The organism is Litoreibacter roseus (assembly GCF_009811795.1).
In the GTDB taxonomy this organism is placed as follows: domain Bacteria; phylum Pseudomonadota; class Alphaproteobacteria; order Rhodobacterales; family Rhodobacteraceae; genus Litoreibacter; species Litoreibacter roseus.
Genome location: NZ_BLJE01000001.1, coordinates 396175 through 421344, shown reverse-complemented (window position 1 = coordinate 421344; position 25170 = coordinate 396175). Strand labels below are relative to the sequence as shown.

At 58.1% G+C, this 25170-nt stretch carries 26 protein-coding genes; 16 read left to right on the top strand and 10 right to left on the bottom strand.

Features of this window, described 5'->3' with window-relative positions; all coding sequences use genetic code 11:
- Positions 1 to 5: 5 nt before the first annotated feature.
- Genes lgt through pgeF form a run of 3 tightly spaced genes read left to right on the top strand, consistent with a single transcriptional unit; the run spans position 6 to position 2716 of the window.
- Complete coding sequence (lgt, locus tag KIN_RS02120; protein ID WP_159805302.1) at positions 6 to 902, top strand: prolipoprotein diacylglyceryl transferase; 897 nt, start codon at positions 6 to 8, stop codon at positions 900 to 902.
- Positions 899 to 1960, top strand: coding sequence for a class I SAM-dependent methyltransferase (locus tag KIN_RS02115; protein WP_159804304.1), 1062 nt, complete (start codon positions 899 to 901; stop codon positions 1958 to 1960). The genes lgt and KIN_RS02115 overlap by 4 nt, the downstream gene beginning before the upstream one ends.
- 3 nt (positions 1961 to 1963) lie before the next feature.
- On the top strand, positions 1964 to 2716 hold the full coding sequence (gene pgeF / locus KIN_RS02110) for a peptidoglycan editing factor PgeF (RefSeq protein ID WP_159804303.1): 753 nt from the start codon (positions 1964 to 1966) through the stop codon (positions 2714 to 2716).
- A 267-nt stretch (positions 2717 to 2983) separates the two neighbouring features.
- On the opposite strand, the gene KIN_RS02105 is transcribed toward pgeF, so the two are convergent.
- Complete coding sequence (locus KIN_RS02105) at positions 2984 to 4657, bottom strand: tetratricopeptide repeat-containing sulfotransferase family protein (RefSeq protein ID WP_159804302.1); 1674 nt, start codon at positions 4655 to 4657, stop codon at positions 2984 to 2986.
- A 241-nt stretch (positions 4658 to 4898) separates the two neighbouring features.
- On the opposite strand from KIN_RS02105, the gene KIN_RS02100 reads away from it, so the two are divergent.
- Positions 4899 to 5690, top strand: a complete 792-nt coding sequence (locus tag KIN_RS02100) for a Hint domain-containing protein (RefSeq protein ID WP_159804301.1) — start codon at positions 4899 to 4901, stop codon at positions 5688 to 5690.
- Between the two features lie 3 nt (positions 5691 to 5693).
- Here KIN_RS02100 and KIN_RS02095 read toward each other — a convergent pair whose 3' ends face one another.
- On the bottom strand, positions 5694 to 6188 hold the full coding sequence (locus tag KIN_RS02095) for an Lrp/AsnC family transcriptional regulator (RefSeq protein WP_159804300.1): 495 nt from the start codon (positions 6186 to 6188) through the stop codon (positions 5694 to 5696).
- A gap of 206 nt (positions 6189 to 6394) precedes the next feature.
- Here KIN_RS02095 and trxB point away from each other — a divergent pair, with 206 nt between their 5' ends.
- Together trxB and KIN_RS02085 are read left to right on the top strand one after the other, a co-directional pair.
- On the top strand, positions 6395 to 7384 hold the full coding sequence (gene trxB, locus KIN_RS02090) for a thioredoxin-disulfide reductase (RefSeq protein ID WP_159804299.1): 990 nt from the start codon (positions 6395 to 6397) through the stop codon (positions 7382 to 7384).
- A 193-nt stretch (positions 7385 to 7577) separates the two neighbouring features.
- Complete coding sequence (locus tag KIN_RS02085) at positions 7578 to 9290, top strand: bifunctional sulfate adenylyltransferase/adenylylsulfate kinase (protein WP_159804298.1); 1713 nt, start codon at positions 7578 to 7580, stop codon at positions 9288 to 9290.
- A gap of 12 nt (positions 9291 to 9302) precedes the next feature.
- Here the strand turns inward: KIN_RS02085 and KIN_RS02080 are convergent, their stop codons facing one another.
- Genes KIN_RS02080 through KIN_RS02070 form a run of 3 tightly spaced genes read right to left on the bottom strand, consistent with a single transcriptional unit; the run spans position 9303 to position 10836 of the window.
- Positions 9303 to 10187, bottom strand: coding sequence for a PhzF family phenazine biosynthesis protein (locus KIN_RS02080; RefSeq protein WP_159804297.1), 885 nt, complete (start codon positions 10185 to 10187; stop codon positions 9303 to 9305).
- Entirely contained in the window at positions 10184 to 10411 is a 228-nt protein-coding gene (locus KIN_RS02075; protein WP_159804296.1) for a DUF1150 family protein, read from the bottom strand. The genes KIN_RS02080 and KIN_RS02075 overlap by 4 nt, the downstream gene beginning before the upstream one ends.
- 11 nt (positions 10412 to 10422) lie before the next feature.
- Positions 10423 to 10836 carry an Hsp20 family protein gene (locus KIN_RS02070; protein WP_159804295.1) on the bottom strand — a complete coding sequence of 138 codons (414 nt, stop codon included), beginning with the start codon at positions 10834 to 10836 and terminating at the stop codon, positions 10423 to 10425.
- A 177-nt stretch (positions 10837 to 11013) separates the two neighbouring features.
- Here KIN_RS02070 and KIN_RS02065 point away from each other — a divergent pair, with 177 nt between their 5' ends.
- The 3 genes from KIN_RS02065 to KIN_RS02055 are packed head-to-tail and all read left to right on the top strand — an operon-like array spanning position 11014 to position 12833.
- Entirely contained in the window at positions 11014 to 11232 is a 219-nt protein-coding gene (locus tag KIN_RS02065) for a YdcH family protein (RefSeq protein WP_159804294.1), read from the top strand.
- Positions 11233 to 11278: 46 nt separating this feature from the next.
- Entirely contained in the window at positions 11279 to 11767 is a 489-nt protein-coding gene (gene purE, locus KIN_RS02060; protein WP_159804293.1) for a 5-(carboxyamino)imidazole ribonucleotide mutase, read from the top strand.
- Complete coding sequence (locus KIN_RS02055; RefSeq protein WP_159804292.1) at positions 11760 to 12833, top strand: 5-(carboxyamino)imidazole ribonucleotide synthase; 1074 nt, start codon at positions 11760 to 11762, stop codon at positions 12831 to 12833. Before purE ends, KIN_RS02055 begins: the two co-directional genes overlap by 8 nt.
- Before the next feature lie 6 nt (positions 12834 to 12839).
- Here KIN_RS02055 and KIN_RS02050 read toward each other — a convergent pair whose 3' ends face one another.
- On the bottom strand, positions 12840 to 13559 hold the full coding sequence (locus tag KIN_RS02050) for an alpha/beta fold hydrolase (protein ID WP_159804291.1): 720 nt from the start codon (positions 13557 to 13559) through the stop codon (positions 12840 to 12842).
- A gap of 79 nt (positions 13560 to 13638) precedes the next feature.
- Here KIN_RS02050 and KIN_RS02045 point away from each other — a divergent pair, with 79 nt between their 5' ends.
- The 5 genes from KIN_RS02045 to KIN_RS02025 all read left to right on the top strand — a co-directional run bounded on the left by KIN_RS02045 (position 13639) and on the right by KIN_RS02025 (position 19633).
- Positions 13639 to 14088 carry an NUDIX domain-containing protein gene (locus KIN_RS02045; RefSeq protein ID WP_159804290.1) on the top strand — a complete coding sequence of 150 codons (450 nt, stop codon included), beginning with the start codon at positions 13639 to 13641 and terminating at the stop codon, positions 14086 to 14088.
- An 84-nt stretch (positions 14089 to 14172) separates the two neighbouring features.
- A complete protein-coding gene (gene topA, locus KIN_RS02040) occupies positions 14173 to 16869 on the top strand; it encodes a type I DNA topoisomerase (RefSeq protein ID WP_159804289.1) in 2697 nt (898 codons plus the stop codon).
- Positions 16870 to 17041: 172 nt separating this feature from the next.
- Positions 17042 to 18259, top strand: coding sequence for a glycerophosphodiester phosphodiesterase family protein (locus KIN_RS02035; RefSeq protein ID WP_159804288.1), 1218 nt, complete (start codon positions 17042 to 17044; stop codon positions 18257 to 18259).
- 106 nt (positions 18260 to 18365) lie between these two features.
- Positions 18366 to 18944, top strand: a complete 579-nt coding sequence (locus tag KIN_RS02030) for a nitroreductase family protein (protein ID WP_159804287.1) — start codon at positions 18366 to 18368, stop codon at positions 18942 to 18944.
- Positions 18944 to 19633 carry an EI24 domain-containing protein gene (locus KIN_RS02025; RefSeq protein ID WP_159804286.1) on the top strand — a complete coding sequence of 230 codons (690 nt, stop codon included), beginning with the start codon at positions 18944 to 18946 and terminating at the stop codon, positions 19631 to 19633. The genes KIN_RS02030 and KIN_RS02025 overlap by 1 nt, the downstream gene beginning before the upstream one ends.
- Here KIN_RS02025 and KIN_RS02020 read toward each other — a convergent pair.
- Together KIN_RS02020 and mce are read right to left on the bottom strand one after the other, a co-directional pair.
- Positions 19625 to 19900, bottom strand: a complete 276-nt coding sequence (locus tag KIN_RS02020) for a DUF1467 family protein (protein WP_159804285.1) — start codon at positions 19898 to 19900, stop codon at positions 19625 to 19627. The genes KIN_RS02025 and KIN_RS02020 overlap by 9 nt on opposite strands.
- Entirely contained in the window at positions 19900 to 20304 is a 405-nt protein-coding gene (mce, locus tag KIN_RS02015) for a methylmalonyl-CoA epimerase (protein ID WP_159804284.1), read from the bottom strand. The genes KIN_RS02020 and mce overlap by 1 nt, the downstream gene beginning before the upstream one ends.
- A gap of 186 nt (positions 20305 to 20490) precedes the next feature.
- Between mce and KIN_RS02010 the strand changes: the two genes are divergently transcribed.
- Positions 20491 to 21213, top strand: a complete 723-nt coding sequence (locus KIN_RS02010) for a response regulator (protein ID WP_159804283.1) — start codon at positions 20491 to 20493, stop codon at positions 21211 to 21213.
- Here KIN_RS02010 and KIN_RS02005 read toward each other — a convergent pair.
- Together KIN_RS02005 and aspS are read right to left on the bottom strand one after the other, a co-directional pair.
- Positions 21210 to 21902: a GNAT family N-acetyltransferase gene (locus tag KIN_RS02005; RefSeq protein WP_159804282.1), complete on the bottom strand. Its 693-nt coding sequence runs from the start codon at positions 21900 to 21902 to the stop codon at positions 21210 to 21212. The genes KIN_RS02010 and KIN_RS02005 overlap by 4 nt on opposite strands.
- A gap of 20 nt (positions 21903 to 21922) precedes the next feature.
- Positions 21923 to 23698: an aspartate--tRNA ligase gene (gene aspS, locus KIN_RS02000; protein WP_159804281.1), complete on the bottom strand. Its 1776-nt coding sequence runs from the start codon at positions 23696 to 23698 to the stop codon at positions 21923 to 21925.
- A 218-nt stretch (positions 23699 to 23916) separates the two neighbouring features.
- Between aspS and KIN_RS01995 the strand changes: the two genes are divergently transcribed.
- Positions 23917 to 25170, top strand: a complete 1254-nt coding sequence (locus tag KIN_RS01995; protein ID WP_159804280.1) for an SAM-dependent methyltransferase — start codon at positions 23917 to 23919, stop codon at positions 25168 to 25170.

The window sequence follows — 25170 nt, the reverse complement described above, 5'->3', positions numbered from 1 at the left end:
CCATGATAGCGGCAGCGATACATTTTCCCGATCTCAGCCCCGAGATCTTTGTCTTGTCTCTTGGCGGGTTCGAGTTCGCGCTGCGCTGGTACGCGCTGGCCTATATCGTCGGGATGATCATTGCATGGTGGATTGTTGTGCAGTTGGTGAAACGCCCTGCCCTTTGGCCCAATGAAACGGCGCCAATGACCCCCAAACAGCCGGAAGATTTGCTGACATGGATTATCATTGGCGTGGTGCTAGGCGGCAGGCTTGGATTTGTGCTGTTCTATCAACCCGCATACTACGTCGAAAACCCCGCTCAGATCCTGCAAATCTGGCGCGGCGGGATGGCATTTCATGGCGGCTTTCTGGGCGTTGTGCTGGCGATCTGTTTGTATAGCTGGAAGTATAAGCTACCGGTGTTGTCGGTGGGAGATGCCGTTGCCATATCGGCAGCGCCGGGGCTGTTTCTGGGACGCGTTGCTAACTTCATCAATGCTGAGCTTTGGGGGCGCCCGACGGATCTGCCCTGGGGTGTGATTTTTCCGGGCGACGCCGCGCAGTTCTGCCCGGACGTCGCCGGACTTTGCGCGCGACATCCCTCACAACTTTACGAAGCCCTGATGGAGGGTGCTTTGCTCTTTGCCCTCCTGCTCTGGCTGGGGGTGCGGCGCGGTTGGTTGAAGAAACCCGGCGCGATGATCGGTGTCTTTGTGGCAGGTTATGGTGTTGCGCGGTTCCTTGTGGAGTTCGTGCGTCAGCCCGACGCTCAGTTCGTGTCGGACGGAAACCCGTTGGGTCTGGCGCTGCATGTTGGAGGATATGGTCTGACGATGGGGCAGCTTTTGTCGCTGCCGATGATCCTTGCTGGATTTGCCTTGATTGCCGTCGCCCGTCGCCGGATCGCACAACACGCATGACTCCGCTCAAGCAGTTGATCCTTCAGCAAATCGCGCTGGATGGCCCCCTGTCTGTGGCTGACTATATGGCGCTTTGCCTGTTGCATCCTGAACATGGCTATTACACCACAAAGACACCGTTCGGACGGCAAGGCGACTTCACCACCGCGCCGGAGATCAGTCAGATGTTTGGCGAGGTGCTCGGGCTCTGTCTGGCGCAGACATGGGTGGATCAGGGCAAGCCCGCGAAAACCGTGCTGGCAGAGATCGGACCGGGCCGGGGCACGCTGATGAAAGACGTGTTGCGGGTCATCTGCAAGGTCATGCAACCGCCACCTATTCATCTGGTCGAAGCCAGCCCCGCCCTGCGCGACAAACAGCGCGCGACGCTTGGGGATGTTGATATCACATGGCACGACGATGTGACGACGCTGCCGGACGCTCCGACGCTTCTTTTGGCCAACGAGTTTTTCGACGCGCTTCCGATCCGCCAATATGAACGCACGCGCACGGGATGGGCGGAACGTCGGATCGGGTCGGACAGTGATACGCTGGTCTGGGGACGGGCGCCTGTCGCGCTGCCCGACATGCTGGCCCATCGACTGGTCGACACACGGGACGGGGATATCGTGGAGGTTTGCCCCGCTGCGCCGCAGATCATAACGACACTGGACCAGCGGATAGCGCAGAACGGCGGCGCTGCGCTGCTCATTGATTACGGCGATTGGCGCTCGAAGGGTGACACGTTTCAGGCGGTCCAGAACCACCAGCCCGTCAATCCGTTGGACGCCCCCGGTATGGCCGATCTGACGGCCCATGTCGATTTCGAAGCCCTGTCGAACGCGATCACCGAATGCCAAGCCTCACAGATGGTCCCTCAAGGCGTCTTGCTGGAACGATTGGGCATCACGGCACGGGCGCAAGCGCTGGCCAGGGGGCTTTCCGGCGAACTGCTGGAAAGCCATACCTTGGCGCATCGGCGCTTGACCCACCCCGAAGAAATGGGAACCTTGTTTAAAGCACTTGCCCTTTATCCCGCAGGCGCACCCCTGCCCCCGGGGTTCAGCGCTAAGGTTTGATCCATGACCCTAGAGATCCTGACATCCGACAGTCTGGCCCCGCTGCGGCACGGGTTCTTTACCCGTCGCGGTGGCGCATCGTCGGGCATCTTTGAGGGGTTGAATTGCGGTTTCGGGTCTTCGGATCAGCGCGATGCGGTGGCCACAAACCGGGCGCGGGTCGCGGGTGCAATGGATGTGACACCTGAGACACTTGTCTCGGTTCATCAGATCCATTCGGCAGATGTGATCAATGTGACCGAGCCTTTGTCAGAAAAACCCAAAGCGGACGGTATGGTGACGGCAACACCTGGCATCGCGCTTGGCGTGTTGTCTGCCGATTGCCAGCCTGTTCTATTTGCCGACGCCGACGCTCAGGTGGTTGGGGCAGCCCATGCGGGGTGGGGTGGCGCCCTTCGGGGCGTGTTGGAGGCGACGGTTGATGCGATGGTTGAGATTGGCGCATCGCGCAGCCGGATCACGGCGGTGATCGGTCCGTCCATCAGTCAGGCTGCTTACGAGGTGGGGCCTGAGTTCTTTGATCGCTTCGTCGATGAGGATCCGGAAAACACTCGGTTTTTCGCCCAAGGCGAGGGCGACCGGCTTCAATTTGACCTCCCCGCCTACGGACTGCACAGGCTGCGCAGTGCTGGTGTGACCGCCGAGTGGACACGTCATTGCACCTATAGCATGCCTGAAAAATTCTATTCCTACCGCCGCTCGGTCCATACGGGCGAAGCGGATTACGGTCGATTGATCGCCACCATCCGACTTTAGCCACATCAGATCGTGGTATGGCCCTATCCGGGTCATGGTTCGGCCCAAAACCCTTAATAGATCGTAAACAGGCCCCAAGATGGGGCGTTCGAATACCGTGGGTAACAACGCAGCACTTAACGCCGCCGCCCGCTACAAACGAAGGATCAAACATGGCTGCTAAATCGCGTTGGCTGAAATGGGTGCTCGAGGAAAGCGCAAAGACGGACGTCGCTTTGCCATGGACGCGCCAAAGCAAACTTACCACGTCTGAATCCGTCGTTCCGCTTAAGCGCGCTGGCGCAAACTAGGCTTACCTTCCCCCGAAAGCCGGTCGTATTCTTCGATGAAGGGCGCAAGCTCTTCCTCGAAGCTCTGCCATTTCCCGATCGAACTTGCGTAAAGCGGCTGCCGGACCTGTGCCGATGACAGCGTTCGAACCTGTGCGTCACTGTCGTGGAAGGACAGGCACGCGTCTTCCCATGTCAACCCCACCGCAGAGATCAGTGCCTTGGTCGCATCCTCCGGCGCGTTCACGACATCCTCGTAAGCAATTTCGAAGAACTGATCGGGGCAGTGCTTGCGCCAGAACGCGAGCTGGTCCTCGAACGCCCGCATAAAACGCGCGATATTGCGCAGGTCGTTGGCGTAGCGGTGACGCCCACCAACGAACAGATTTTTGTAGAGCGACAGGGCATTGTCTCGTGGGTCCCGGCGCACAACAACCACACGCGCAGCAGGCAGGATGTAGGGGACAAACCCGATCATGCTGTAGGTGCTGATACTTTTGTCCGTCACGCGCGTCGCATCGGGAAAGCGAACCGCAAGCCGGTCCTGATAGACAGCCCCTGCTTTTTTCAACCGGTCTTCCAGATCGGGGCCTTTTTCAGCCAGCGCTTTCGACACACCACCCGCCAGGAGCCCAAGCTCCCCCCCGCCAGTGACCTGCGAGTGGGCGGCGATGATCTGCTCGATCAACGTCGTCCCCGAGCGTGGCATGCCGGTCACAAAGACCGGTCCGTCCGCTGTCTGTTGTTTGGGCGTTTCCCCATCATGTTTGAGAGCCAGGTAGAGCGTCTGGCGAGCGTCTATTTCGGCCAGGTCTGCATCGAGATCGTAGGGGAAGCGCTTGTTGCTCTCGGCATTCGCGATCTTGAGATATCCAAACACCTTGCCCTTTGCGCCAGTGTCTTCCATCGCCTTGGCAAGCCCATGGGCCAATGACGGGATGTCTGGATGCCCCTTCGGTTTCTTCTTCAGAAGTTTCTGCATTTGTCCGACCACGGGATCATCGGACTGAATTTTTCGGATCCCCGCATAGAGATGGTAGAGTCCCCCAGAGGCCGGAACCGCGTCAATTGCGCTGCGAGCTGTTGCAAGCGCCTCGTCCAACCGGCTTGTATCGCGCAGGATCTCGGCCTTTCTGGCGAGCGCAACGTCATTCTTGGGGTGGGCGCTCAGCACATCGTCAAGAAGCGCAAGCGCCTCGTCCGGCGCCCCGGCGCGATCCTTGATTTGCGCCAGGGCCACACCGAGCCTTGGATCGTCAATGCCCGCAGCCCGCGCCTTTTTCAGGGCATCTTCCGCGCCGGCCTGCCCGGTTCTGGCGGCCAGTAGCGCCGGGTAGAGGATCGCGGCAGGCGTTCCGACAATTGCTTTGCCAGCCTGTGACAACACCTGATGCAATCGGGCGGGATCAGGATGGCGCGAGATGAGCTCAAGATACCCAAACCAGATTGCCGCCTCGGACGGGCGCAACTTCACGGCGGCTTGGTAGTGCCGCTCTGCCTCTGCAGCTTTCCCTTGCCGCGCGAGTATCTGTCCGAGGCTGAACTGAGCCGCCGCGACATTGGGCGCGGCCTTCAGGATACGAGCGTACGCTTTGGCCGCGTCATCCAGCTTACCTGCAGCCTGCTGCGCGCGCGCTTTTTCGAATGCTTTTTTGATCTGATCCGGTGTCATTGGCGCACTCTGTCAGAGCGATTCGGGAGTGTCCACGCGAGACGTCTAACAAATGTGGCGAGATTGCCGCGAGCAGTGAAAACAGTAACCATTTTTGGCGAGCTATTGTTACTTTCCGCATGGAAATGTGTCGGTTTCGTTTGACTTTAAGGCCGAAACTGGGCGACTGTGTACGTGAACGGAAGAAATGCGTGTCGGTGGGGACCGATACGGTCACGCAAATACCTGAGAGGGAGATAGTGTGACCGAACCCGTTGGCGCCAGAATGGTGCATGAGCATTTCGACGATTATACCACAGACTATTCCACGCGAGCGGCGTCTGGCCGGGGACCTCTGCCCCGCGCCCAGCCGCGTGCGCGATCCTACGATGTTGCGTGGCTCAATCGCCCCGGATGTCCCGCATGGGACACGGTGGTCGCCCCCGGCTCAACACTTCTTGAAAATGCATGCTCCAGCCTGGTTCGCGGTGCTCTGATCAACACCTATGATGGCCCCGTCGCGATCGAAGACATCGTGCCTGGGACGCTGGTCGACACATCCGATCATGGCTTGCTACCAGTCCAATGGATTGGCTCTTACACAATTGATCCCAACGACGTCGAAGACTCCGATCCTCTCATCCGCGTGATGACCGATGCGTTCGGCCTTGCCAAGCCCAGTCAGGATCTGATGGTCACGGGTCGGGCACATATGCGGCTGCGGCACGCGGCTTGTACAACCTTGTTTGGTCTGCGCCATGCGTTTGCGCCCGTGCGTTGTTTCGAAGACGGGCTGGGTGTGATCGCGATCAAACCCGTCGCGCGCGTCACGGTCTTCAACATCGCCTTCGAGCGGCAGGCGACTTATCTCGCGAACGGTATGGAGTTGGAAAGCTATCATCCCGGCACCCATTCCGAAGCGCTGCGGGACGACGAGTTGCGGCATATGCTGCTGCGGCTGTTCCCGAATGTGCGCGGCACCGGCGATTTCGGTCAGCGCACGATCGAGCGTCTTACGGCGCAAGAGGTTCTGCGCCTGCGAAGCGGCGGCTGAGCGTCAGGCGATCTGGGCGAGACGTTCCTCTACAATTTCGAACGGCACGCCGGGCTCGTCTTTCGCACAACGGATCACAAGCGATGTCTTCACACTGGCCACGTTCTCGGCTGATGTCAGTTGTTCCGTCAGAAACCGCTGAAAGCTGCTGAGATCCGGCGCCACACATTTCAGCACGAAATCAACCTCGCCGTTCAGCATGTGACACTCCCGGACCAGCGGCCAGCCTTGGCAGCGCCTCTCGAACGCACTCAAATCCATCTCGGCCTGACTTTGCAGCCCCACCATCGCAAAGACCTGCACCTCGAACCCAAGGGCACGGGCCTCGACGTCGGCATGATATCCCCGGATGAACCCGCTTTCCTCCAGTGTCCGCACGCGTCTCAGGCAGGGTGGTGCAGATATTCCGACGCGTTTGGCCAGCTCGACATTGGTCATCCGACCGTCGGCTTGCAATTCAGCAAGTATTCTGCGGTCGATCTCGTCAAGCTTGGACATAGGCTTTCAGCGCTCCCCTTTTGAAATATCTTACCTGCGAGGCGGTTTTTGCGCAACATTCTTTCCTAGTTTAACGCTGATTTTGTACTTTACTCAAAGCGCAGCGATGCACGATAGATGTTGAGCTACGCGCGACAAACAGACTTTAGCTTGTCGCGCGCAATGTCTATATGTCCCGAACCCTCAGCTTGCCAAGGAACACGTCCATGTCCGCCACGCGTCATACCAAAGTTCTGATCATCGGATCTGGTCCGGCCGGATACACCGCAGCCGTCTATGCGTCGCGGGCGATGCTCGAGCCGATTCTGGTGCAAGGGATTGAGCCGGGCGGTCAGCTGACGACGACGACCGAGGTCGAGAACTGGCCGGGCGACACGGAAGTGCAAGGTCCCGACCTGATGGTGCGCATGGAAGCCCATGCCAAGGCGATGGGTTGCGAAGTGATCTCCGATATCATCTCAGATATTGACCTGTCCAAGCGGCCCTTCACGGCAAAGAGTGACAGTGGCACAATCTATACCTGCGACGCCGTGATTTTGGCCACGGGCGCGCGGGCAAAGTGGCTTGGTTTGCCTTCCGAGGAAAAATTCAAAGGCTTCGGCGTCAGCGCGTGCGCGACCTGCGACGGCTTTTTCTATCGCGGTCAGGAGATCGTGGTGATCGGTGGTGGCAACACTGCGGTGGAGGAAGCTTTGTTCCTCACGAACTTCGCGTCGAAAGTCACGCTGATCCACAGGCGGGACGAATTGCGCGCTGAGAAAATTCTGCAGGACCGGCTGATGAAGAACCCGAAGATCGAGCCGCTCTGGTTCCACCAACTGGAAGAGGTTGTGGGGGACAGCAATCCCATGGGGGTCACAGGCGTTCGTGTGAAAAACGTCAAAACCGGCGAGGTCAAAGAAATCCCGTGCAAGGGCGTGTTCGTTGCAATCGGCCATGCGCCCGCCAACGAGTTGGTGAAAGATGTGTTGGACACGCATATGGGCGGCTACGTGGTAACGAAGCCCGACAGCACCGAGACGTCGATCCCTGGCGTTTTTGCTGCCGGCGATCTGACGGACCACAAGTACCGGCAGGCCGTCACAAGCGCGGGCATGGGATGTATGGCCGCGTTGGAAGCAGAACGGTTCCTCGCGGAACAGGATGGCGAAGAGGCCAGCCTGCCCATGGGCTACGGTGCAAAGGTCGACGCCTGAACAGTCTTGGCTACCTGATCCTATTGAAGCCAGTCTCGCGACCAAACAGCGCCACCTTTGCCTGTCGATGCATTTCTATCGGCGGCAAACGGTCGGGCGCACGCATGACGGCTTGATCCCAGTGCGAATCCCGCGTTAAAGGCACCCCGACGGCGTGGGGGGCGCCGAATGTTCAATAGTTTAGAGAGCCATTATGCAACTCGCCAACCGCGCCCCTGTCCCCGAACTCTATGTGTCTTACGATTCCGCCCAGAAGCTGAAGGCGGAAGCAAGCGATCTTGTCTCTTGGGACCTGACGCCGCGCCAGATCTGTGACCTCGATCTGTTGATGAATGGCGGCTTTGCCCCGTTGAAAGGCTTTCTGACCGAAGAAGATTATGACGGCGTCGTTGAAAATATGCGGACCGCCGACGGTACACTTTGGCCCATTCCGATCACGCTGGATGTCAGCGAAGAATTTGCCGGGAAACTGGACGTTGGTCAGGATATTGCACTGCGCGACCAAGAAGGCGTGATCCTCGCGATCCTGTCGGTCACGGATCGCTGGACCCCGAACAAGTCCCGCGAGGCCGAAAAGGTCTTTGGCGCGGACGACGAAGCACATCCGGCGGTGAACTACCTGCACAATCAGGCGGGGGCCGTGTATCTGGGCGGACCGATCACCGGCATTCAGGCGCCCGTACATTACGATTTCCGCGGTCTGCGCAACACACCCAACGAATTGCGCGCCTATTTCCGCAAAATGGGGTGGCGTAGGGTCGTGGCGTTCCAGACCCGGAACCCCCTTCACCGCGCCCACCAAGAACTGACCTTTCGGGCTGCGAAAGAAGCAGAAGCGAACCTGCTGATCCACCCTGTCGTTGGGATGACGAAGCCCGGTGATATCGACCACTTCACGCGGGTTCGGTGCTACGAGGCTGTGTTGGACCAGTACCCATCCGCGACCACGTCCATGAGCCTTCTCAATCTGGCGATGCGGATGGCTGGCCCGCGCGAGGCTGTCTGGCACGGGATCATCCGCAAAAACCACGGTTGTACGCATTTCATCGTCGGGCGCGATCATGCAGGCCCCGGCAAGAACAGCCAAGGCGAAGATTTCTATGGGCCGTACGATGCGCAGGACCTGTTCCGCGCGCACCAGGAAGAGATCGGCATCGAGATGGTCGACTTTAAGCACATGGTCTATGTTCAGGACCGCGCGCAATATGAGCCTGCCGACGAGATCAAGGATAAGGACGACGTCACGATCCTGAATATTTCGGGCACCGAACTGCGCCGCCGTCTGGCAGAAGGTCTGGAAATCCCCGAATGGTTCAGCTTCCCCGCCGTCGTCGAAGAGCTGCGCAAGTCCCGTCCGGCCCGCGCCAAGCAAGGCTTCACGGTCTTTTTCACGGGGTTCTCGGGCTCCGGCAAATCGACAATTGCAAACGCGCTGATGGTCAAGCTGATGGAAATGGGTGGTCGCCCTGTCACGCTTCTGGACGGTGATATCGTGCGGAAGAACCTTTCATCTGAGCTCGGTTTTTCGAAAGAGCACCGGGACCTGAACATCCGCAGGATCGGCTACGTCGCGTCCGAGATCACAAAGAACGGCGGTATCGCGATCTGCGCGCCCATCGCGCCTTATGCGACTACGCGGCGTGCGGTGCGCGAAGACATCGAGCAGTTCGGGGCGTTCATCGAAGTGCATGTTGCCACGTCAATTGAGGAATGTGAGCGGCGCGACCGCAAGGGCCTCTACAAGTTGGCACGGGAAGGCAAAATCAAGGAGTTCACCGGCATCTCTGATCCCTATGACGTTCCTGCCAATCCTGAATTGAGCGTGGAGACAGAGAATGTCGATGTCGACAACTGCGCCCATCAGGTGATCCTGAAGCTGGAAAGCATGGGCTTGATCCGGTCCTAAGGACCGGATCCCCTAAACGGGCAGAACGTCGCCGCGCATCACAATGCGCCCCTGCCCTGTGACTTTCACGCCAGCTATTGCGTCACGGGAACCCAGCACGGATACGGCGGCCTGACCGGGCCGTCCCATCCAATGGCCCTGCTGGGCTACGTAGTCAGGTGCATCTATTAAACCATGATGCCACAGATACGCTGCGGCACATCCGGTCGCTGACCCCGTGAACGGATCTTCAGCGGGGTTCGGGGGTGCAAGCAGCAGGCGAGCGAATGTATCGCCGTCATCGTCGGCCCCCTCTAGCGTCACAAGATAAGGCTCCATCATGTCTGCATCGTCGTGCTTCGCCTGCTCACGTACCTTGATGAGCGCTTTCGCGTCTAGCTTGGCGCGCTTCAGCGCATTGTGGTCTTTCAGAATAGTAATAACAAAGGGCAGCCCTGTGGACACCACCTGTGGCGGGGCCGCGATATCATCGGCAGAGAGCCCGACAGCGGCAGCGACGGTATCCGCAGAAAGGACCACTCCAAACTCTGGCGCGTTCTGGGTCATCGCCACTTGAGGTATTAAATCGTCGCTGACGTCGATCTCCAGCACCCCTGCCCCGGTTTCCAGGCTTAGCTTGGGACCACTGACCACCTTGCGCGACAATGCTGATACAACGGTTGCGATTGTTGGATGACCGGCAAACGGAATCTCGCGCTCGGCCAAGAAGTATCGCACCTTTAAATCGGCAATCTCTGAGGGCCCGACAAACGTGCACTCGACCAGACCAGTTTCGCGCGTATAGGCAAGGCAGGTCTCAACGGGTAATGCGCCGTCATCATAGACGACCGCGCATCCGTTTCCACCGAAAGGCTTGGTGGTAAACGCGTCGACCCAATCGAACGGATAGGTGGTCAATGCACGGTGACGGGCGCAAAGTCATTTTGACGGGCCAGCGCAAAGGCAAGGGAGCGGCCCTCGACAAGGGCTAACCGTTCGCCATCGGGCGCGTGCACTGCGTAGAGATTTTTAATCTGATCGATATCAGCGCGCAATTTCTCGGGAAGCTCCGCAGCATCGACAGGGCGCACATAAACAATACGATCCTCGCGCCCCGACTTCATGTCAAATGGTGTGTTCATCATACTGCTCCTTAGCTTTTGTTGATTTCGATTGTCTGAACGATGGTGTCCGGTACAGAGCGTTTCAGATCGATATGCAGCAAACCGTTTTCCGTCTTCGCACCTGCCACATCCACGCCATCAGCAAGCACAAACGCCTTTTGAAATTGCCGTGAGGCGATCCCACGATGCAGAAAAATGCGGTCTGACTGATCATCGGACTGACGCCCGCGCACGATCAATTGGCGATCTTCCACGGTGATCGAAAGATCTTCTTCGGCAAAACCCGCCACAGCCAGTGTGATCCGAAACGCATGGTCAGAGGCCTGTTCGATGTTAAACGGGGGATAGCTGTCATTCCCGGACTTCGCGGTCCGTTCGACGAGGCGCTCCAACTGGTCGAAGCCCAGTAGAAAGGGGTGGGCGCCCAGTGCAAGTTTGGTCATGGCACAGTCCTTAGGTTCAGCGACTTTGCATAAGAGAGGCCCCGGTTCGGCGACCTTGGTCTAAATTTGGGTGTGCATCAGGAAAATCGCAAGGGTTTCGCGTGCAAAACGCTTTTGAGCGCTGCAGAAAATCGCTAGATTGTGGAAAACCGCACATTGAAAAGGACGTTATCCACAATGACTCCCTCGCCGAAAATGTCGACCGAGGAGGTCTTGCGCGTCAAACTCGACGTCCTGAAACAAAATCACCGGGATCTGGATGAGGCAATCGAAGCGCTTCAGCACGCACCCAGTTTCAACCAACTGACCTTGAAACGGCTGAAAAAACAGAAACTTGTTTTGAAAGACCAGATCATCGCGCTGGAAGACCGTCTGACGCCGGATATCATTGCATAACGTGTCTCGCCCGCTATAACACCGCTTCCTTGAGGCGGGAGGGGTCATGACCACAGCAAAAGTCGGCATCATCATGGGCAGTCAATCGGACTGGGCCACGATGAAAGAAGCCGCAGACATCCTTGCCGATCTCAACATCGCTTGTGACGTGCAGATCGTTTCGGCCCACAGGACACCTGACAGACTATGGACCTACGGCAAAACGGCGGTTGATCGTGGCCTACACGTGATTATTGCAGGCGCCGGGGGGGCCGCGCATTTGCCCGGCATGATGGCATCTAAAACGCGCCTTCCGGTGATCGGTGTGCCCGTCCAGACGAAGGCTCTGAGTGGTGTAGACAGCCTGTATTCCATTGTGCAAATGCCACGCGGCTTTCCGGTTGCGACTATGGCTATCGGGGCGGCTGGGGCGGCCAATGCGGGGCTGATGGCTGCCGGTATTCTTGCGCTCAGCGACGCGGATCTGGCTGAACGGCTGGAGGCGTGGCGCGCGGCGCTCACCGACAGTATTCCAGAGGTACCAGGCGATGATTGACCGGTTACCGGTCGGTGCGACCATAGGGATCCTGGGCGGTGGCCAGCTTGGGCGGATGTTGTCCGTTGCGGCCTCTCGGCTTGGATTTGAATGCGCGATCTACGAGCCAGGCAGTGCCCCACCTGCCGGTCAGGTCGCGGCGCGGGTGGTTACAGCACCTTACGGCGACGAAGATGCCTTGCGCGCGTTTGCGGCCACCGTGGACGTCATCACGTATGAATTTGAGAACGTTCCCACAGCTGCGTTGGATATTCTGGAAGAGACCTGCCCGATCCGACCCAACCGCAAAGCGCTTGGCATTTCGCAGGACCGTTTGACGGAGAAAGAGTTTCTGAACGGGCTCGGCCTGCAGACGGCACCTTTTGCCGCGATTTCGACTGCAGATGACCTGACAGCAGCGGTCAAGGGTATCGGCGTCCCTTCGATCCTGAAAACCCGGCGGTTCGGATATGACGGCAAGGGTCAGGTTCGGCTTGGATCGGACGCAGATATCGGGCGTGCGATTGAAGAAATGGCAGGATCCGATGCGGTCCTAGAAGGCTTCGTCAATTTCAGTCATGAAGTGTCCGTGATCGGCGCGCGTGGTCTAAACGGCGAGATTGCCTGCTTTGATCCGGGCGAGAACCTTCATGACGACGGCATTTTGAGAACGACGACGGTCCCTGCGCGATTGAGCGGCGCGCAGAAGGCGGATGCCGTGCTTTTGACGGGCAAAATCCTGAACGCGCTCGACTACGTGGGTGTCTTGGGGGTGGAGTTGTTTGTGACGCCGGGGGGACTGATCGTGAATGAGATCGCGCCGCGCGTGCACAATTCCGGCCACTGGACGCAGAATGGCTGTGTGATCGATCAGTTTGAGCAGCACATCCGGGCCATTACAGGTTGGCCTCTGGGCGATGGCGCGCGCCACGCGAATGTCAAAATGGAAAACCTGATCGGCGCGGATATGGATCGGGTAGCCGACCTGTCGGCAGATCCAGGCGTCGCGCTACATCTTTATGGAAAGGCCGAGGCGAAGCCCGGCCGAAAGATGGGTCATGTCAACCGCATTACGCCCAAGGATTAAAGCAGTTTAGTCGCTGCCCAACACAATATCGGACAACGTAAGCGTGTCATCGAAAGCGCCGTTTTGAAGAAACCGCACGGTTTGCGCGACGACGAAAGGCGAGTTCATCATGAATGTGTGGGTCACCGGCAGGATCAGATGATCGGTCATACCTTCGATGCGAGTGGACTCGACCGACACCTTCCCGTCATCCTCACCCGGAATAATAGCTGAATAGATCGGGTTGAGGGTCTGAGTGCCCGCGACGACCCCAAGCACAAAATCCACTGGGCCAAGTGCGTTTGGCAACGAATCCGGGCCAGTTGTCAGCTGAAGACCTGCGGGGCCATTCACCCATTCAAACGGGTCGAGATCACCGAGCGTATCGACAAGCTCCGACCCTTTATTCGGGGGCGCGAGCATCACAACGCGCCCCAGATCAGCCAGATCGTTTTCCGCCAGCCATGCCCGGACAAGAATCCCGCCCATGGAATGGGTGACGAAATGGATCGGAACGTTCTGATCACATTCCTCTATCGCGGCGGGAATTGTCCCATCGGCCAGATCGCGGATGGTGTCAGACGTGGACGGGTAGCCCGGATTGACCGTCTGATAGCCGTTCGCCTTCAGGCTTTCTTCCATAACACTGAGCGAAAAAGAGGTCCGCGCCAAACCATGGAGCAGGACAACACAATCCGCGACAGCGGCCGTTGGCAGGAAAAAAAGGAGAGCCAGAATAAATCTCATATCACTCAACTAACTGCATTGGGTAAATGTTTCACCACCATGCTTGCATCAACCTTGCGTCACACTTAACGCTCGATCCATGTCAAACTCACCCCGTCTGGCCGTTCGCGCCGTTATTCTGCACGAAAACAGACTGCTTTTGGTCAACGCCTTTGGCAGCGGACTTTCCGATCTTTGGTGCGCGCCGGGGGGCGGCGTCGAACTGGGAAGCTCCCTGCCGGACAACCTGATGCGTGAAGTACATGAAGAAACCGGGTTGCGTGTCAACGTGGGGGCGCCTTGTCTGGTGAATGAGTTTGAGGATTCTTCCAGAGATTTTCATCAGATTGATGTCTATTTCCGGTGCGAGATTGTGGCAGGCACGATTGATCAGACGTGGAAAGATCCGGAAGGCATCGTCACACAGCGCCGGTTCTTTTCTCGGAACGAAATGTCTGCAATTCGCTTCAAACCGGACAGTCTTTCGGGGGTCGCTTTCGCGGATGCGCAGGCCATTACCTACGATCCACTTGAACCAATTGTGTTCTAGCTTCTTTACACTCATCCTGTTGACATCCCCCCGGAGCCGCCACATGTACGCCGCGAATAGTATGTGTATTTTGGAAGGACCTTCATGCCCGTCGTCGTCGTAGAGTCCCCGGCTAAAGCCAAGACAATTAACAAATATTTGGGCTCCGACTACACGGTTCTTGCCTCTTACGGTCACGTGCGGGACCTGCCGCCGAAAGATGGCTCTGTCGATCCGGACGCGGACTTCGACATGAAATGGGAAATCGCGACGGACTCCAAAAAACACGTCAAAGCAATCGCCGATGCCTTGAAAGAGGACGGCGAACTGATCCTTGCGACGGACCCTGATCGCGAAGGGGAAGCAATCTCGTGGCATCTGGAAGAAGCGCTTCGCAATCGCAAGGCCATCAAGAAAGATACCCCGGTCAGCCGGGTCGTGTTCAACGCCATCACCAAAGCCGCCGTCACGGACGCGATGAAGAACCCGCGTCAGGTGGATGAGCCTCTGGTCCACGCCTACCTCGCGCGCCGTGCGCTGGATTATCTGGTGGGCTTCAAGCTCAGCCCGGTTCTTTGGCGTCGCCTGCCCGGCGCGAAATCTGCGGGCCGTGTTCAATCCGTTTGCCTGCGTTTGATCGTCGACCGTGAGATGGAGATCGAGCGGTTCAACCCGCAGGAATACTGGTCCGTGCGGGCCATGTTGGAAACGCAGCGGTCCCAAAGCTACGAAGCGCGCCTGACGGTTTTGGGCGGCAAGAAGCTGGATAAGTTCGACATCGACAACGCAACGGCCGCCGAACTGGCCGTACAAGCGGTCACGTCGCGCGATCTGAAGGTCAAGTCGGTCGAGGCCAAGCCCGGCACCCGGAATCCCTCTGCGCCGTTCATGACATCCACGCTTCAGCAAGAGGCAAGCCGGAAGTTCGGTATGGGCGCCCGCCAGACCATGAGCGCAGCGCAGCGCCTGTATGAAGCCGGACATATCACATACATGCGGACCGATGGCATCGACATGGCGCCCGAGGCCGTGATGTCCGCGCGCGATGCGATCAAAGACAAATACGGCGAAACCTATCTGCCAGACTCGCCGCGCATGTATAAGAACAAGGCAAAAAACGCGCAGGAAGCGCACGAATGTATCCGGCCTACGGATATGTGGAAAGATGCTGCCACGCTGAAGATCTCCGATGGGGATCAGCGCAAGCTGTATGATTTGATCTACAAGCGCACCATCGCAAGCCAGATGGCCGCCGCGCGCCTGGAACGAACCACCGTTGATATCGCGTCGGATGACGGTCAGGTCGAACTACGCGCAACAGGTCAGGTTGTCTTGTTCGATGGCTTTATAAAAATATACGAAGAAGGGCGTGATGATGTCGCCGAAGATGACGAGAACAGACTGCCGCAAATCACTGAAGGTGAAGTTGCAAAGCTGAGCGCCGGGGGATTGAGCGCCGATTTCGCGAAGACGTCAGATGATGCCGTTATCGAGGATGCCGGGGCGTCTGATGGGGTTCAGCGTACCAAATCCGCCGTTCTGTCCGAGAATGAAGCTGTGCTGGGCCTCCAGCACCACACTCAACCGCCGCCCCGCTACACCGAAGCGACGTTGGTCAAGAAGATGGAAGAGCTTGGGATTGGGCGCCCGTCCACCTATGCCTCCATCGTAACGACAATTCAGGATCGCGATTATGTCCGGAAAGAAAAGAACCGCCTGATCCCCGAAGATAAGGGGCGGCTTGTAACCGTGTTCCTGTCCAACTTCTTTTCGCGCTACGTCGAATATGATTTCACGGCTGCGCTCGAAGAGGAACTGGACGACGTGTCCGCCGGCGAGCGGGACTACAAGAATGTGCTTGCCCGGTTCTGGAAAGATTTCTCGGTCGCCATTGCAGAAGCGATGGACCTGTCGATCACCGAGGTTCTCGAGAAGATCAACGAGGTGCTGGCCCCTCATATCTTCCCCCCCAATGAAGAAGGCACCGATCCGCGTCTCTGCCCCAACTGCGGCGAGGGCCGCCTGTCCATGCGCACGGCTCGGTCCGGCGGCGCGTTCATCGGGTGTTCGAACTATCCTGAGTGCCGCTACACCCGGCCCTTTGGCCCGCCCGGTGCCGATGACAGCAGCGAAATTGGCCCGGATGGCAAAATTCTAGGCTATGATGGCGAAGACGCGATTAAGCTGATGAAGGGCCGGTTTGGTCCCTATGTGCAGCGTGGGGAGCCGACAGAAGAGGCCCCGAAACCACCCCGGATGTCGATCCCAAAAGGGTGGGAACTGGATCAGGTCGATTTCGAGAAGGCCATGATGCTGCTGTCCCTGCCCCGCGAGGTCGGACCGCACCCGGAAGACGGTGAGATGATCGAAGCCTCAATCGGGCGCTACGGTCCCTACGTGAAGCACGGAAAGATCTACGCCAACATCGGCAGCGTCGACGATGTCTTCGAGATCGGTATGAACAGGGCCGTCGAAGAACTTGCCAAAAAGGCGGCCTCCCGTGGGAGACGCGGTCAGGCCGCAAAACCCCTGCGTGAACTGGGCGAGCATCCCGGCGACGGTGGTCCCGTCAATGTCATGGAGGGTCGCTATGGTCCTTACGTGAAATGGGAGAAGGTGAACGCCACCATCCCGAAGGGCACGGAACCCGCTGATGTGACCATGGAAATGGCCGTCGAATGGATTGCGGAGAAAGTGGCGAAGGGTGGTAAGAAAAAGCCCGCTGCCCGCAAGAAGGCCCCGGCGAAAAAGGCGGCTGCAAAGAAGGCTGCCCCTAAGAAATCTGCCGCCAAAAAGGAATGACAAAAGGTCTTCTGATCCTTTTCGCCATTCTCGTCGTCCTCATGTCTCTGCTGGTTCTTGCGAAAACCCGGCCTGCTCATGCTATGGTTTCACCAGAGTTTTACGAGACCGTCACGAGTTTGTAGCGTGAGACCATTTTTGAGGTCCGATAATTACTTTGAAAGGCTGCCGAATGAAGACGAAGACAACTCTGGCTTTGACCGCGTGTTTTGCGCTCATCCTTCCCGCGGTTTCCGCTGCTGAAAATGTTCAGACCGGTCCGCGCCCACTCTACCTTGTGGATCAGATGAACGACGGCCCCCTGAAGGACAGACTGCTGGCCTGTGCAGCCGACCCGGTTCGGACCACCAACTTCTCGATCGGGCACCGCGGCGCGCCAATGCAGTTCCCCGAACATACAGTGGAGTCCAATGTGGCCGCAGCTCGGATGGGCGCCGGTATTCTGGAATGTGACGTTACCTTCACGGCGGACAAAGAACTGGTCTGCCGTCACGCGCAAAACGACTTGCACACCACGACCAACATACTGGCGACCGATCTGGCTGCGAAATGCACCGCTGGCTTTACCCCTGCCGAGGGCGAGACAAAGGCCAGCGCAGAATGCCGCGCGTCTGATCTGACTTTGGCGGAATTCAGGACGCTGACCGGCAAAATGGATGCGGCCAACGCGGATGCAACGACGGTCGAAGGCTATATGGACGGGACCGCCGGCTGGCGTACGGACCTTTACGCCGCGGACGGCGGTGAGTTGATGACCCACGCTGAGTCCATCGAACTTTTCAAATCGCTGGGGGCCAAGTTTACGCCAGAACTCAAAAGCGCTTCCGTTGATATGCCATTCGACGGGTTCAGCCAACAGGATTACGCGCAAAAACTGATCGACGAGTACAAGGCTGCGGGCATTCCCGCGTCTGATGTCTGGGCACAGAGCTTCAATCTGGACCACGTCCTCTACTGGATTGAGAACGAGCCGGAATTCGGTGCCCAAGCCGTATATCTGATGGATGAGTACGACATCGAGGGCTACTCCCCGATGGATCCCGCCACATGGCCCAATACGATGGAAGAGTTGAAGGGGATGGGCATCAACTTCATCGCGCCCCCAACCTGGATGCTGGTCACGGTCGAGAACGGCGAAATTGTCCCCTCTGAGCTGGCAAAGCAAGCCAAGACAGCCGGGCTTGAGATCATTACGTGGACCATCGAACGCTCCGGCCCGCTGGTCGAAGGTGGCGGCTGGTATTACCAGAGCATCGCTGACATCACCAACAGCGATGGCATCATGTTCGAATACATTGACGCCTTGGCGCAGGATGTCGGCGTCGTCGGCATCTTCTCGGACTGGCCTGCGACCGTCAGCTACTACGCAAGCTGCATGGGGCTGGACTGACCATTGCGAGTGAGCCGCTGTCTGCCAGCGGCTCACACCAGTGCCGCCCGCCCTTGAAGTTCCGCGGAACATGCCCGACATGAAGGGGCATAGAACGAGGGACCAAATGCCAGACGCAAACCCCGCCGCGATGGAATTTCTTCTGACCCGCCGGTCGCGCCCGTCCAAGACACTGACAGCGCCCATACCCGATGTGACAGAAATCCAAAAACTTCTGACCGCTGCGGCGCGGACACCCGATCATGGCAAGCTGGAACCTTGGCGATTTATCGTGCTACAGCAAACGGCCCTTGCGCGATTGGCTGATGCAACGCGGCGCCGCGGAACTGCGCTGGATCTTGATCCGGACAAGGTCGAAAAAACTGCGCGTATGTTTGGCGATGCCCTGTTGTCGGTCGCGGTCATCGCAAGTCCGAAACCTTCCGAAAAGATACCTGAGGTCGAACAAACGCTGAGCGCAGGTGCGGTGTGTCTGGCTCTTCTGAATGCGGCCTTGGCCTCCGGCTGGGGTGCGAATTGGCTCAGCGGATTTGTCGCCATGGATCGCCCCTTCCTGACTGAAGCGCTCTCGCTCGACGCGCATGAGTTTGTCGCAGGTTTCATTCATCTTGGCACCGAGACCGGTGCACCGCCCGAGCGGCCTCGTCCGAACCTTGATCAAATTACGACATGGATGTCCGCCTGATGTTCGCTGACATGCTCAAAGCACTCGGTCAGATAGGCGACCCGCGTTTCACAAAGGTTCTCGCCATGGGGATCGGGCTGACGCTCTTGTTGCTTTTCGCCTTTACCGTTGGGTTCGCGTGGCTGGCTGGGTTTCTGATCCCCGACAGCTTCGTTCTGCCATGGATTGGTGAGATCACTTGGATCGACAATGTGGCGAGTATTGCGGTCATCCCCATTATGTTGGTCGCGTCTGTTTTCCTAATGGTCCCCGTCGCTTCTGCTTTCACAGGGCTGTTTCTGGATCAGGTGGCCGACGCGGTGGAGGCGCAGCATTACGAGGGCTTGCCCCCGGTGTCAGGTGTGCCCTTTGGTGACGCCTTGGTCGATACGCTTAAGTTCCTGGGCCTCATCATCGCGGTCAATCTGGTCGCGCTGGTGCTTTACTTGATCTTCGCGCCTTTTGCGCCGCTCATTTTCTGGGCGGTGAACGGGCTACTGCTGGGTCGTGAATATGCGACGCTGGTTGCGCAGCGTCGCTTGGGGATGGCCGGTGCCCGGGCCTTTCGGAAAAAGCATCGGACAGAGATCTGGCTGGCAGGGACGATCATGGCTGTGCCGCTTACGATCCCGATTGTCAATTTGACCATTCCGATTTTAGGCGTGGCGGCCTTTACTCATCTGTTTCACCGTCTGAACAGATCAGTCTGACGGGTTCGCCCAATCGTAGAGGTTGATGGTGTCCACGGACAGCCAGCCATAGACGATCGCCAGACAAACCGGCACCCAGATCAGAAACGCAACGATTGTCGTGATCCGGAACTTACGGCCCATCTGGGGGTCTGCTGGCGCTGAGGCCGGTGTGCCTGGTTCAACCTGTCCCATATCGCCCTGAGACTTCATCCGAAGGGGCAGGACGCAAAAGAGAGTGAGAAACCAGATCACCGCAAAGACAACCAGTGCCGATGTGATTTGCATCAGGCCTGCTCCAGCTCGACCAGCGTTCCGGTGAAATCCTTCGGGTGCAAGAATAGCACCGGCTTTCCGTGGGCGCCGATCTTGGGTTCTCCAGATCCGAGAACCCGCGCACCGCTGTCCTTCAGACGATCACGCGCTGCTATGATATCATCGACCTCGTAGCAGATATGGTGGATGCCCCCGGAGGGGTTCTTATCGAGAAACCCTTGGATCGGGCTGCCCTCACCAAGCGGATAGAGCAGTTCGATCTTGGTATTGGGCAATTTGATAAAGATGACCGTCACACCGTGATCCGGTTCATCTTGTGGTGGCCCAACCTCGGCGCCAAGGGTGTTGCGATACTGGTTCGCCGCAGCCTCCAGATCCGGCACGGCAATTGCGACATGGTTCAGGCGGCCAATCATCTTCCGTCTCCCAATTGAAGTCTCCGCTTGCTTATCGAACAGCCTGCGCGCGCCCACAAGGTGCAGCGTGTCGCAGTCGGAAAGCCTCGCACGCGAAAGCATCGGGCGATTCATCTTCTGTTAGGCAACTTCGCGGATTTTAGAACGATCAATGCGACTCGGATCTGTCCTGACGGAGATAACTCGATGCCCGAAGACCTTGGATACCTGACAATGAACGTACAAGCGACCGCTGTACGACCGCTTCTCGGTCTTACGGTTCTTGTGATCGAAGACAGCCGCTATGCATCGGAGGCCGTGCGGCTTTTGTGTATCAGATCGGGGGCGCGCATTCGCAGGGCCGATAGTCTGACCGCCGCACACCGGCACCTGCAGGTGTATCGGCCTTCGGTGGTCATCGTCGATCTGGGCCTTCCAGACGGCTCGGGTATCGATCTGATCGCCGAGCTTGCGTCAGAGGACGAAATCGCACGCCCTGTGATCCTTGCGACCAGCGGCGCCGACAGCGAGGGCTTGGTTGAACGCGCATTGGCGGCAGGCGCAGATGAGTTCCTGCCCAAACCGATCGACACAGTCAGCGCCTTCCAGCAGGCGATTTTGCAGCATCTGCCAGAAGAAATGCGCCCCACAGGCCCGCGTGCCATCAGCAACGAGGTAATCTCGCCCGATGCGCTGGCGCTGAACGAAGATCTGTCCCATCTGGATGATCTTTTGACGAGTGGGCTCGAGACACTGCCCTACGTCGCGCCCTTCCTGCAGGGTCTTGCGCGTCTGGCAGGCGATGCAAAGCTGAAAGAAGCGTCTGATGCGCTGACCCAGGCTGCGAGCCGCGGGCAAGGCATTCAGGCTGCGATCAAGCAAACCCGTGCAGTGATCAAGGAACGTCTTTCGGTCGCAGAATTGGTCTAACCACCGGTCTGTTGCGCGATGCAAGCCGACAATGGCGCACGTTGCCGACCCTCCGCATCGAAATTGGGTGCGTCCAACCAATCCACATAGGCCCGCCTCAGCGCGGGCCATTCCGTGTCGATGATTGAAAACCAAGCAGTATCGCGATTGCGGCCCTTATAGATCGTCGCCTGACGAAAGATCCCTTCAAACTGAAACCCTAGACGCTCGGCCGCGCGGCGTGAAGGCATGTTGAGGGCATCACACTTCCATTCAAATCGCCGATACCCTGCGTCAAAGGCCCAGTCGATCAACAAAAAAAGCGCTTCGGTTGCCGCAGCCGTGCGCTGCAGCGCCGGGGCAAAATTCAGATGTCCCGCTTCGATCACGCCAACATCCGGTTCAATCCGAAGAAGGCTGGCTACGCCGCAGGCCCCTCCAGTCGCTGAAGGCCGGATCGCCATGAAATAGGGATCGCTTTTCTCTGCGACCGCTTCGACCCACGCTGCGTAGCTGGCCTGATCCAAGAATGGGCCATAAGGCAGGTAATCCCAGATGGCGTCATCCACGATATTGGCCGCGTGCAGTTCTGTCGCATGTTCTCCAACCGACAACCGCTCAAGCTGAACATGCGCGCCCGCCAGCGTCCGAAAATCAGGTTCTGGACATCGCTGCCAATCCGGGACCGGAAATCCGAAACGCTCAGACATTTCAGCTGATCCCTGCAACATTATTCCTTTGGCAAAACGCGAAGGCTCAGTTCCATCAACTGATCCGCCGCGGGCTCAGACGGGGCTGCCATCATCAGGTCTTCTGCGCGCTGATTCATCGGGAAGAGGATCACCTCACGAATGTTCGCCTCATCGGCCAGCAGCATGACAATCCGGTCAATACCGGCGGCGCACCCGCCGTGGGGCGGCGCGCCGTATTGGAATGCATTGACCAAACCACCGAACCGCTTGCGCACCTCGTCCTCGCCATAGCCTGCGATCTCGAAGGCTTTGAACATGATCTCTGGCCGGTGGTTCCGGATCGCGCCCGAGACCAGCTCATACCCGTTGCACGCCAGATCATACTGATAGCCCAGCACATCGAGCGGATCGCCGTTTAGCGCATCCATCCCGCCTTGGGGCATGGAGAACGGGTTATGTTCAAAGTCGATGCGACCGGTGTCCTCGTCCTTTTCGTAGATCGGAAAGTCGACGATCCATGCGAAAGCGAAGCGATCTGTATCGGTCAGACCAAGTTCATTGCCAATCTCGACCCGCGCCTTACCCGCGACAGTCTGGAAGCTGTCTGGCTTTCCTCCAAGGAAGAAAGCCGCATCGCCGACACCAAGATCCAATTGCTGACGGATCGCTTCAGTACGTTCCGGCCCAATGTTTTTCGCAAGCGGGCCAGCGGCCTCCATCCCACCATCGGCTTCCCGCCAGAAGATGTACCCCATCCCCGGCAGCCCCTCTTTCTGGGCGAAGGCGTTCATCCGGTCGCAGAACTTCCGTGAACCTCCCCCCGGCGCGGGGATCGCGCGAATTTCGGTGCCGTCTTGCTCCAGAATTTTGGCGAATATGGCAAAGCCCGAGCCTTTGAAATGCTCGCTGACGACTTGCATCTTGATCGGGTTGCGTAGGTCGGGCTTGTCTGTGCCGTACCAGAGCGCCGCGTCGCGATAGCTGATCTGCGGCCAGTCCGCGTCGACCTTGCGCCCCCCGCCGAACTCCTCAAAGACGCCCTGCAGCACCGGCTGGATCGTGTCAAACACATCCTGCTGCGTGACGAAGCTCATCTCCAAGTCCAATTGATAGAAGTCGGTTGGGGAGCGGTCGGCCCGCGGGTCTTCGTCGCGGAAACACGGCGCGATCTGAAAATACTTGTCGAAGCCTGAGACCATCAGCAACTGCTTGAATTGCTGCGGGGCTTGCGGCAGCGCGTAGAATTTGCCCGGATGCAGGCGCGACGGTACGAGAAAATCGCGCGCGCCCTCGGGGCTTGAGGCGGTGATGATAGGCGTCTGGAACTCGCGGAACTCCTTATCCCACATCCGCTTGCGGATCGATGCGACGACGTCTGAGCGCAGCTTCATGTTTTCCTGCAGCTTTTCCCGGCGCAGATCGAGGAAGCGGTAACGCAAGCGCGTTTCTTCCGGATATTCCTGCTCACCAAAGACCATCAAGGGCAACTCGTCAGCGGCACCGAGAACTTCGATGTCACGAATGAACACCTCGATCTCGCCGGTCGGGATCTTGGCGTTTACAAGACTTTCGTCACGGGCCTTTACCTCGCCGTCGATGCGGATGCACCACTCGGATCGCACCTTCTCGACCTCAGCGAACACCGGGCTGTCCGGATCGGCCAGAATTTGGGTCATGCCATAATGATCGCGCAGATCGATGAAGAGGACGCCGCCATGATCTCGGACCCGATGCACCCAGCCGGCCAGACGAACAGTGTCGCCCACGTTGGATTTGGTGAGAGCCGCGCAGGTGTGGCTGCGATATGCGTGCATCAGGATGCCCCTTCGGGAAGATTGAATGTCGGCCCGATACACATGGCAAACGGGCCAAAGTCAAGGGATGCTGCGGTTGCGGCCTGTCACGCCATAAGGTAAGTTTTTTATGCCCTTTCGATTGCAAGACCGCGCCGCTAAAAATTTTGCTTCTGGGGATGACGAAGTAAGTCTTGGCGCCGCGCGTCTTGGCGGCCAAAGGGACATAAACGACGCGCATGTGGGATCAGATCCTTTTCAAGATGCTCGACCGGCTGGTGAAGGCCGGGCGGCTTACCGTTCATATGCCTGACGGAAACGTCAGATCCTTTGGCACACAGTCACCCAATTACGTAACATTGCACCTGCATGACGCCACCCTGCCCGGCAAACTGATCCGCAATCCGGAGCTGGCCTTGGGCGAGGCCTACATGGATGAGACCATGACCATCGAAAACGACGATGTGCGTGGTCTTCTGACACTGATTGTCGAAAACTTTCAGTCCGGCCATCTGCCGTTTTTTCAAAAGCTGGCACGGCAGGCCCGGATAGCAAAACGCAAGTACGACCAGTGGATCCCGCTGGGCCGCGCCCGAAAAAACGCAGCGCATCACTATGATATCTCGACGCAATTCTACTATTTGTTTTTAGACGAAGACCGCCAATACACCTGTAGCTATTTCCGCGATCCATCCGACACTCTGGAGCAGGCGCAGATTAACAAGAAAGCGCATATCGCCGGGAAGCTGCTGATCCAACCGGGCATGCGCGTGCTTGATATCGGCTCGGGTTGGGGCGGGCTGGCGATTACGCTCGCCAAGGAGTACGGCGCCCATGTCACCGGCGTGACGCTGTCAAAAGAACAGCTTACGGCAGCAACTGCGCGGGCGAAAGAACAAGGCGTTGCGGATAAGGTCAAGTTTCGCCTGCAAGACTATCGGGATGTGACCGACACCTTTGACCGGATCGTGTCCGTCGGCATGCTGGAACATGTCGGCCAGCCGCAATACGCCACTTATTTCAGTCAAATCGACCGAAATCTGGCCGAGGATGGCATCGCGCTGATCCACTTCATCGGTCGCACATCTCCGCCCGGGAACCTCTCACCATGGTTTCAGAAATACATCTTTCCCGGTGGCTATACCCCCGCCCTGTCAGAAGTTTTGCGCGAGGTCGAAAAGACCGGGCTGGAGCAGGCCGATATCGAAGTCTGGCGCACGCATTACGATCGCACGCTTTACGAATGGCTGATCCGGTTCGAGGCAAAGCTCGATGAGGTTCGAGCCATGGGATATGATGAGCGCTTTATTCGCATGTGGCGCTACTATCTCATCGCGTCGGAACTAAGCATGTCACGTATGCCGCATGTGCTTTTTCATCTGCAGCTGGAAAAACACCAAACGACGGTGCCGATCACGCGTGACTATCTGTACGTTGACGGAGCGCCAGAGCCACATTCCGCCTTTCCGGCAGGCTTCGTTCCGGAAAAATAG

What these genes read in the sequence shown, in the direction of transcription:
- KIN_RS02050 (WP_159804291.1), bottom strand. Translation starts at nt 13,559, where the DNA reads ATGAGATTTATTCTGGCTCTCCTTTTTTTCCTGCCAACGGCCGCTGTC.
- KIN_RS02035 (WP_159804288.1), top strand. Translation starts at nt 17,042, where the DNA reads ATGAAGACGAAGACAACTCTGGCTTTGACCGCGTGTTTTGCGCTCATC.
- KIN_RS02095 (WP_159804300.1), bottom strand. Translation starts at nt 6,188, where the DNA reads ATGTCCAAGCTTGACGAGATCGACCGCAGAATACTTGCTGAATTGCAA.
- KIN_RS02065 (WP_159804294.1), top strand. Translation starts at nt 11,014, where the DNA reads ATGACTCCCTCGCCGAAAATGTCGACCGAGGAGGTCTTGCGCGTCAAA.
- trxB (WP_159804299.1), top strand. Translation starts at nt 6,395, where the DNA reads ATGTCCGCCACGCGTCATACCAAAGTTCTGATCATCGGATCTGGTCCG.
- KIN_RS02075 (WP_159804296.1), bottom strand. Translation starts at nt 10,411, where the DNA reads ATGAACACACCATTTGACATGAAGTCGGGGCGCGAGGATCGTATTGTT.
- KIN_RS02005 (WP_159804282.1), bottom strand. Translation starts at nt 21,902, where the DNA reads ATGTCTGAGCGTTTCGGATTTCCGGTCCCGGATTGGCAGCGATGTCCA.
- KIN_RS02030 (WP_159804287.1), top strand. Translation starts at nt 18,366, where the DNA reads ATGCCAGACGCAAACCCCGCCGCGATGGAATTTCTTCTGACCCGCCGG.
- aspS (WP_159804281.1), bottom strand. Translation starts at nt 23,698, where the DNA reads ATGCACGCATATCGCAGCCACACCTGCGCGGCTCTCACCAAATCCAAC.
- KIN_RS02115 (WP_159804304.1), top strand. Translation starts at nt 899, where the DNA reads ATGACTCCGCTCAAGCAGTTGATCCTTCAGCAAATCGCGCTGGATGGC.
- topA (WP_159804289.1), top strand. Translation starts at nt 14,173, where the DNA reads ATGCCCGTCGTCGTCGTAGAGTCCCCGGCTAAAGCCAAGACAATTAAC.
- KIN_RS02085 (WP_159804298.1), top strand. Translation starts at nt 7,578, where the DNA reads ATGCAACTCGCCAACCGCGCCCCTGTCCCCGAACTCTATGTGTCTTAC.
- KIN_RS02020 (WP_159804285.1), bottom strand. Translation starts at nt 19,900, where the DNA reads ATGCAAATCACATCGGCACTGGTTGTCTTTGCGGTGATCTGGTTTCTC.
- KIN_RS01995 (WP_159804280.1), top strand. Translation starts at nt 23,917, where the DNA reads ATGTGGGATCAGATCCTTTTCAAGATGCTCGACCGGCTGGTGAAGGCC.
- KIN_RS02105 (WP_159804302.1), bottom strand. Translation starts at nt 4,657, where the DNA reads ATGACACCGGATCAGATCAAAAAAGCATTCGAAAAAGCGCGCGCGCAG.
- KIN_RS02070 (WP_159804295.1), bottom strand. Translation starts at nt 10,836, where the DNA reads ATGACCAAACTTGCACTGGGCGCCCACCCCTTTCTACTGGGCTTCGAC.
- pgeF (WP_159804303.1), top strand. Translation starts at nt 1,964, where the DNA reads ATGACCCTAGAGATCCTGACATCCGACAGTCTGGCCCCGCTGCGGCAC.
- mce (WP_159804284.1), bottom strand. Translation starts at nt 20,304, where the DNA reads ATGATTGGCCGCCTGAACCATGTCGCAATTGCCGTGCCGGATCTGGAG.
- purE (WP_159804293.1), top strand. Translation starts at nt 11,279, where the DNA reads ATGACCACAGCAAAAGTCGGCATCATCATGGGCAGTCAATCGGACTGG.
- KIN_RS02010 (WP_159804283.1), top strand. Translation starts at nt 20,491, where the DNA reads ATGCCCGAAGACCTTGGATACCTGACAATGAACGTACAAGCGACCGCT.
- KIN_RS02025 (WP_159804286.1), top strand. Translation starts at nt 18,944, where the DNA reads ATGTTCGCTGACATGCTCAAAGCACTCGGTCAGATAGGCGACCCGCGT.
- KIN_RS02055 (WP_159804292.1), top strand. Translation starts at nt 11,760, where the DNA reads ATGATTGACCGGTTACCGGTCGGTGCGACCATAGGGATCCTGGGCGGT.
- KIN_RS02045 (WP_159804290.1), top strand. Translation starts at nt 13,639, where the DNA reads ATGTCAAACTCACCCCGTCTGGCCGTTCGCGCCGTTATTCTGCACGAA.